This is a genomic window from Micromonospora sp. NPDC049203 (assembly GCF_043197215.1).
Classification (GTDB): Bacteria; Actinomycetota; Actinomycetes; order Mycobacteriales; family Micromonosporaceae; genus Micromonospora.
On the sequence record NZ_JBICSV010000003.1, the window covers coordinates 708663 to 716279 of the forward strand.

General features: G+C 69.2%; 6 protein-coding genes. 3 read left to right on the plus strand and 3 right to left on the minus strand.

Annotation, left to right across the window (positions count from 1 at the left end):
- Positions 1 to 15: 15 nt before the first annotated feature.
- Positions 16 to 954 (minus strand): ABC transporter permease, encoded by a 939-nt coding sequence (locus tag ACGFIA_RS12420; RefSeq protein ID WP_357388797.1) that lies wholly within the window; start codon positions 952 to 954, stop codon positions 16 to 18.
- An 89-nt stretch (positions 955 to 1043) separates the two neighbouring features.
- Complete coding sequence (locus ACGFIA_RS12425; protein ID WP_357388795.1) at positions 1044 to 2642, minus strand: ABC transporter substrate-binding protein; 1599 nt, start codon at positions 2640 to 2642, stop codon at positions 1044 to 1046.
- 391 nt (positions 2643 to 3033) lie between these two features.
- On the opposite strand from ACGFIA_RS12425, the gene ACGFIA_RS12430 reads away from it, so the two are divergent.
- A complete protein-coding gene (locus ACGFIA_RS12430; RefSeq protein WP_393259839.1) occupies positions 3034 to 3897 on the plus strand; it encodes a bifunctional methylenetetrahydrofolate dehydrogenase/methenyltetrahydrofolate cyclohydrolase in 864 nt (287 codons plus the stop codon).
- 98 nt (positions 3898 to 3995) lie between these two features.
- The gene (gene mdh / locus ACGFIA_RS12435; RefSeq protein ID WP_357388791.1) at positions 3996 to 4946 is read left to right on the plus strand and encodes a malate dehydrogenase; all 951 of its coding nucleotides are present in this window, start codon (positions 3996 to 3998) and stop codon (positions 4944 to 4946) included.
- 122 nt (positions 4947 to 5068) lie between these two features.
- Here mdh and ACGFIA_RS12440 read toward each other — a convergent pair whose 3' ends face one another.
- A complete protein-coding gene (locus tag ACGFIA_RS12440) occupies positions 5069 to 5866 on the minus strand; it encodes an MBL fold metallo-hydrolase (RefSeq protein ID WP_357388789.1) in 798 nt (265 codons plus the stop codon).
- Positions 5867 to 6005: 139 nt separating this feature from the next.
- On the opposite strand from ACGFIA_RS12440, the gene ACGFIA_RS12445 reads away from it, so the two are divergent.
- Positions 6006 to 7223 (plus strand): NADP-dependent isocitrate dehydrogenase, encoded by a 1218-nt coding sequence (locus ACGFIA_RS12445; RefSeq protein ID WP_013288497.1) that lies wholly within the window; start codon positions 6006 to 6008, stop codon positions 7221 to 7223.
- Positions 7224 to 7617 lie beyond the last annotated feature (394 nt).

Sequence of the window (7617 nt, forward strand, 5' to 3'; positions counted from 1 at the left end):
CGCACCTCGTTGTGCTCACTCATAGCGGATCCTCGGGTCGAGGACGGCGTAGAGCACGTCCACCACCAGGTTGGACAGCAGGTAGACCACGACGAGCACGCTCACGATGCCGACCACCAGCGGGCCGTCCTCGGTGCGGATGCCGCGGAACAGGTTGAAGCCGACGCCGGGGACGTTGAACACGCCCTCGGTGATGATCGCGCCGCCCATCAGGTTGCCCAGTTCGACGCCGAGGAAGGTGATCACCGGGATGAGCGAGTTGCGCAGCACGTGCACGCCGACGATGCGGCGTCGCCGCAGCCCTTTGGACCGGGCGGTGCGGACGTAGTCGGCGCGCAGGTTCTCGGTCACCGAGGTACGGGTCAGCCGCAGCGCGGTGGCCAGGGAGAGCGAGCCGAGCACGATGCCCGGCAGCAGCAGCGCGTAGAAGGAGGGTTGCGCTCCGGCGGTGGGCGGGAAGACCGGCCAGCGTACGCCGAGGAAGTACTGGGCCAGCGGGGCCAGCACGATGGTGGGGATGCCGAGCACCAGCAGCGTGAGCACGAGTGTGGCGTGGTCGAACACGCCGGAGCGGCGGATCGCCGCGATCACGCCGGCGGTGACCCCGAAGATCACCGTCACGGCCATCGCGATCACGGCGAGTTTCACGGTGACCGGCCACGCGGCGGCGAGGATGTCGCTGATCTGCCGCCCGGTGAGCGACTGCCCGAGGTCACCCTGGACCAGGCCGCGCAGGTAGTCGAAGTAGCGGTAGAAGAAGCCGCCGACACCTGTCGCGTCCAGGTGGTACTTCTCGGTTAGGTAGGCCCGCTGCGCCGCGGTCACCGGCCGCTCCCCGGCGAGGGCCTGGATCGGGTCGCCCTGCCCGGCGAACATCAGCGCGTAGACGATCAGTGTGGTTCCGAAGAACGCGAGGACCATCTGGAGCAGTCGCCGCAGGATGAAGCGGAGCATGCTGGCAAGTCTGCCGAAACCGGGCGAAATGCGGGCCAATGCCAGGGCCGGGCCACCCGGTGGGGGTGGCCCGGCCCGTCAGCGGGGTGTCAGGCGCGTTCGATCTTCACCAGGTCCACCCGGTCGAAGAGGTCCACGTGGACGTTCTTGACCTTGGTCGAGTGGCCGAAGTTGTTCTGCCCGTACCGCAGCGGGATCACCGGCATGTCCTGCGCGAGCAGGTCCTCCGCCGCCTGGTACTTCTCGATCGCCTCGTCCTCGGTGGCCGCGCGGGCGCCCTCGGCGAGCAGCTTGTCGAACTCCGGGTTGCTGTAGCCGTAGTAGTTCGACGAGCCGGTGCTGCTGTACAGCGGGCCGAGGTAGTTCTCCATGGACGGGTAGTCCATGACCCAGCCCATCCGGAACAGGCCGACCGGCTGCTTCTGCTTGACCTTGGTCAGCAGGTCCGCGAACTTCGGCTCCGCGGTGCCCACGCACTCCACGCCCAGGTTGGCCTTGAGCTGGTTGCAGGTCGCGTCGACCCAGTCCTTGTGGCCGCCGTCGCCGTTGTAGGACAGCTCGATCTTCTTCGGGCCGCCCGCGGCCTCGTACGCGGCCTTGGCCTTGACCGGGTCGAACGCGCCGGCGGTGCCGATGGTGTTCTCCCGGTAACCCGCGACCACCGGCGAGACGAACGAGCGGGCCGGCTGCTGCGAGTCCTTGAAGATCGACTTGGTGATCTCGTCCCGGTCGATCGCCATCGAGATCGCCTTGCGCACCTCGGGCTTGCTGAACTCCTCCTGGAACGTCGGGAAGGCCAGCACCTGCAGCGACGAGGCCGGGCTCTGGAGGAAGCGGTCGCCCAGGTCGGTCGCGGCGGTGGACAGGTTCTCGGTCGGGATCGTCTTGATCACGTCGAGGTTGTCCGACAGCACGTCCGCGTACGCGGCGGTCGGCTGCTGGTAGATGCGGAACTCGACGCCGCCGACCTTGGGCTGCTGGCCCGGGAACGCGTCGTAGCGCTCCACCTCGACCTTGGCGTCGTGCTGCCAGGTGCCCTTCATCTTGAACGGGCCCTGGCCGATCGGCGCCTGCTCGTAGCCCTCGGCCAGCACGCCCGGCGCGGAGAAGGCCGCCTCGGGCAGCGGGTAGAAGGCGGTGTAGCCGAGCATGGACTTGAAGTCCACGTACGGCTCGCTGAGCGTCACGGTGAAGGTGAGGTCGTCGACCTTCTTCAGGCCGCTGAGCGTCTTGGCCTTCGGGCTCTCGCCCTGGAGGTCCTCGTAGCCGGCCACCTTCTCGAAGAAGTAGCTGGAGTTCTGGCCGTTCGGCGCGTACGCGCCGTAGTTCCAGGCGTCGATGTAGTTGTCGGCGGTGACCTGCTCGCCGTTGTGGAACGTGTAGCCGGGCTTCAGCTTGATCGTCCAGACCTTGTTGTCCGACGTCGTCACCTTTTCGGCCGCCACCTCGTGCGGCTTGTTCGCGTCGTCGTAGTCGACGAGCGGGCTGAACAGGGCCGACAGGACCTGGGAGCCGCTCGTCTCGTTTGTGTTTGTGGGCACCAGGTGCTGCGGCTCGGCGATCTCGATCCGCACGGCCGCGTCGGAGTCGCCGGTGCCGCCGCCGCCACCGCCCGAGCCGCAGGCCGTCAGGCCGAGCGTCACCGCGAGCGGGAGCGCGGCCCAGGCCGCGAGCCTACGAACACGCATGGGGGTCTCCTCATCTCCTCACGCTGCGCGGTCGTCCCGACGCTGGGTGACTCTGCGCAACGAGTGGTAACCGTAGGTCGCGGGTCGGCCCCTCGACAACTGATGCGTGGTCAATTGATGACTGATCGTGTTCGCCGAACCTTGCCGTCGTTGCTCCCGCCTGCTAGTAGTGGTGCTGAACTGGCCTTTTGTTCGTCATCGGTGGCCCGGTCGAGGTGACGTCGGATGGCTCTGGGGTGTCGGCTCCGAACGTCCGGTGCGTGCCCGCCCGGGTCCGGCTCGCCCTGCGCGTCCGGTGGTTGGTGACTCTCCGTGACTTCCGCCACGTTGCTGAGCGTGATCGTCGGCCGTCGTCGTCCGGCCTCCGCTGCGGACGTGAGACGATCACGACGTGACGGCGACGATCCTGGACGGCAAGGCCACCGCGGCGGAGATCAAGGACGAGCTACGAGACCGGGTCAAGGCGCTCGCGGAACGCGGCATCACCCCGGGTCTCGGCACGGTGCTGGTCGGGGAGGACCCCGGCTCCCAGGCGTACGTCAACGGCAAGCACCGCGACTGCGCCGAGGTCGGCATCGCCTCGCTGCGGGTCACGCTGCCGGCCGACGCCACCCAGGAGCAGCTCGACGCGGCGCTCGCCGAGCTGAACGCCGACCCGGCCTGCCACGGCTACATCGTCCAGCTCCCGCTCCCCGGGCACCTCGACACCCAGCGCGCCCTGGAGTCGATCGACCCGGACAAGGACGCCGACGGGCTGCACCCGGTCAACCTGGGCCGGCTCGTCCTCGGGTACGACGCGCCGCTGCCCTGCACCCCACGCGGCATCGTCGAGCTGCTGCGCCGGCACGATGTGCCGCTGCGCGGCGCGAACGTGGCGGTCGTCGGCCGGGGCAACACCGTTGGCCGCCCGCTGGGCCTGCTGCTGACCCGGCGCAGCGAGAACGCCACAGTGACGCTCTGCCACACCGGCACGCTCGACCTCGCCGCGCACACCCGCGCCGCCGACGTCGTCATCGTCGCCGCCGGCGTGCCGGGCCTGCTCACCGCGGACATGGTCAACCCGGGCGCGACCGTGGTCGATGTCGGCATCACCCGTGTGATCGGCGACGACGGCAAGGGCCGCTACACCGGCGACGTCGACCCGGAGGTGACCGAGGTCGCCGGCAAGGTGGTGCCGATGCCCGGTGGCGTCGGCCCGATGACCCGCGCGATGCTCCTGACCAACGTGGTCGAACGGGCCGAGCGGGTCGGCTGACACCCAGCCAGGTCATAACCGTCCGCCCCTGGCCCGATCGGTGCCAGGATGGCTGATACGGTCCGGAAAACCGACTGGTATCAGGGAGTGGGACGACCATGGGTAAGAAGGTCACTGTCGTCGGCGCCGGCTTCTACGGCTCGACCACCGCACAGCGCCTGGCCGAGTACGACGTCTTCGACACCGTCGTGATCACCGACATCGTGGAGGGCAAGCCGGCGGGTCTCGCGCTCGACCTCAACCAGTCCCGCGCGGTCGAGGGCTTCGAGACCAAGGTCGTCGGCGTCACCACCGGCCCGAACGGCGAGGGCTACGACGCCATCGAGGGCTCGGACGTGGTCGTCATCACCGCCGGCCTGCCGCGCAAGCCGGGCATGAGCCGGATGGACCTGCTGGAGACCAACGCCAAGATCGTCCGTCAGGTCTCCGAGAACGTCGCCAAGTACGCCCCGAACGCCGTCGTCATCGTGGTGTCCAACCCGCTCGACGAGATGACCGCGCTGGCCCAGCTCGCGACCCAGTTCCCCAAGAACCGGGTGCTCGGCCAGGCCGGCATGCTGGACACCGCCCGCTTCACCAACTTCGTCGCCGAGGCGCTGAGCGTACCGGTGAAGTCGGTACGGACCCTGACGCTCGGCTCGCACGGCGACACCATGGTCCCGGTGCCGTCCAAGAGCACCGTGAACGGCAAGCCGCTGCGTGACGTCATGCCGGCCGAGCAGATCGAGGAGCTGGTCGTCAAGACCCGCAACGGTGGCGCCGAGGTCGTCGCGCTGCTCAAGACCGGTTCCGCGTACTACGCCCCGTCCGCCGCCGCGGCCCGGATGGCGAAGGCAGTGGCCGAGGACTCCGGCGACGTCATGCCGGTCTGCGCCTGGGTCGACGGCGAGTACGGCATTTCCGGCGTCTACCTGGGCGTCGAGGCCGAGATCGGCGCCGAGGGCGTGAAGCGGGTCGTCGAGACCGACCTGGACGCCGACGAGCTGGCCGCGCTGAAGGAGGCCGCCGAGGCGGTCCGTGCCAAGCAGGGCGACGTCGCCAGCATGTGACGTAGCAAACGCGTAGAAGGCCCGCCGGCTCCGCCGGCGGGCCTTCTGCCGTCCCGCCCGCGGTTCCCCCCTGTCGATCATGAAGTTGGCGGTCGAGTTGATCTCCATTTCCGCCGTCAACTTCATGATCGACGGGGCGGCGGGTATGGGGTGAAGGGTGCGGTCAGGTGGGGGGTGGCCAGGAGGGCGGGGGAGAGGGTCGCCAGCAGGTGCTGCCGGGAGTGGCGGGCCGTGGCCGGATCGACCTCGTGCGCGTAGGGGAGGGCCGGGTCTGCCAGCTGGATCGCGTGCACGAGCAGGTCGCCGGTGATCAGGAGACGGTCGTCGCCCGCCTCGATGAGCACCGACTGGTGGCCCGGCGTGTGCCCGGGCGTGTGCAGCAGCCGTACCCCAGGGGTGAGGGGCGTCTCGCCGTCGACCACCCGCAGCCGGCCGGCGGCGCGCAACGGCGTCAGCAGCCGGGCCGGCAGATCCGGGTGGAACAGCTCCAGCGCGTCCACCTCGGCGCGCTGGACCAGGTGGTCCGCGTTCGGGAACAGCGGTCCGGCCCAGCCCACATGATCGGTGTGCAGGTGGGTGAGGACCACGGTGCGGACGTCGGCCGGATCGATCCCGGCGGCGGCCAGCTCGGCGGGGAGCCGGCCCGGCACCGGCGCCCAGCTCGCGGCGAGGGAGTCGGCCGGGCCGATCCCGGCGTCGACAAGCGTGACCGGCCCGTCGTCGGCCCGCAGGGCGAACGCGCGGAACCGCAGCCACCACCGGCCGTCGTCGGTGACCGCGCCCGGATCGAGGCGGTCGGCCGCCGCCCAGTGCGTCTCGGTGGCGTCGGGAAAGGCCTCGCCGCGGGGCTGGAAGAAGGGCCCCTCGCCGTCGCTGAGCGCGGTGACCGTGATAGACCCGATGGTGCGGCTGTGCGGCATCGGACGATGATGCCAGCGGGTCGCGGCGCGACGCAGCCCGCTTTTCCGGCGGTCCACCCGGGCCGCCTGGGGACTGCCGGCCAGTTTCCAGTACGCTCGTACTGCTTGAGCACGTGTCCCCCGAGAGGAGCGCCGGCCGATGGCGAAGATCAAGGTAAACAACCCGGTCGTGGAGATCGACGGCGACGAGATGACCCGGATCATCTGGAAGCAGATCCGGGAGCAGCTGATCCTGCCCTACCTCGACGTCGACCTGCACTACTACGACCTGTCGATCCAGCACCGTGACGCCACCGACGACCAGGTCACGGTCGACGCCGCCAACGCCATCAAGGAGCACGGCGTCGGCGTCAAGTGCGCCACCATCACCCCGGACGAGGCCCGGGTGGAGGAGTTCGGCCTGAAGAAGATGTGGCGGTCGCCGAACGGCACCATCCGCAACATCCTCGGCGGCGTGGTCTTCCGCGAGCCGATCATCATGTCGAACGTGCCGCGGCTCGTCCCGGGCTGGACCAAGCCGATCATCATCGGCCGGCACGCGCACGGTGACCAGTACAAGGCCACCGACTTCGTCGTCCCCGGCCCGGGCACGGTGACCATCACCTACACCCCGGCCGACGGCGGCACCCCGATGGAGATGGAGGTCGCCAACTTCCCCGGCGGCGGCATCGCCATGGGCATGTACAACTACGACGAGTCGATCCGGGACTTCGCCCGCGCCTCGTTCCGGTACGGCCTGGACCGCGGCTACCCGGTCTACATGTCGACCAAGAACACCATCCTCAAGGCGTACGACGGCCGGTTCAAGGACATCTTCGCCGAGGTGTTCGAGAACGAGTTCAAGGCCGAGTTCGAGGCCGCCGGCCTCACCTACGAGCACCGGCTGATCGACGACATGGTCGCCGCCGCGCTCAAGTGGGAGGGCGGATACGTCTGGGCCTGCAAGAACTACGACGGTGACGTGCAGTCCGACACCGTCGCGCAGGGCTTCGGCTCGCTGGGCCTGATGACCTCGGTGCTGCTCTCCCCGGACGGCCGTACCGTCGAGGCCGAGGCCGCCCACGGCACTGTCACCCGGCACTACCGGCAGTACCAGAAGGGCGAGAAGACCTCGACCAACCCGATCGCCTCGATCTACGCCTGGACCCGGGGCCTGGCCCACCGGGGCAAGCTGGACGGCACCCCGGCGGTCACCGAGTTCGCCGACACGCTGGAGAAGGTCATCGTGGACACCGTCGAGGGCGGCCAGATGACCAAGGACCTCGCGCTGCTCATCTCGCGGGACGCCCCGTGGCTGACCACCGACGAGTTCATGAACGCGCTCGACGAGAACCTGGCGCGCAAGCTCGCCGCCTGACGTGCAAGGAAGGGCCCCTTCTTAACGCCTCGCGTTGTAGAAGGGGCCCTTTTTAACACCTCAGGCCCGCCGGGACGGCGTGACCTCGTTCGGTACGCCCTCGTTGACAGGGTGGACGAGATGCCAGTCGCGTCCATGAAGGTGGGCCGTGGCCGCGCGCCGGCCGGCCGGCCTTCGAGGCTGCTGAGCGCAGCCAGCCGTCCCTTCCCTGCGGGGGGTCCTGTCCCGGGCCCCCCGCGCCCCATGCTCCGGCCTGCGGCTGTTAAGAAGGGGCCCTTCCTCTACCGCAGGCGTTAATAAGAACTCCTAACGTTGGAGTTGGCGCCAGCAGATGAGGGCGCAGGCGAGGCTGAGGAAGGCTTCGTGGATGTCGTCGCGGATTTCCCAGCGGATG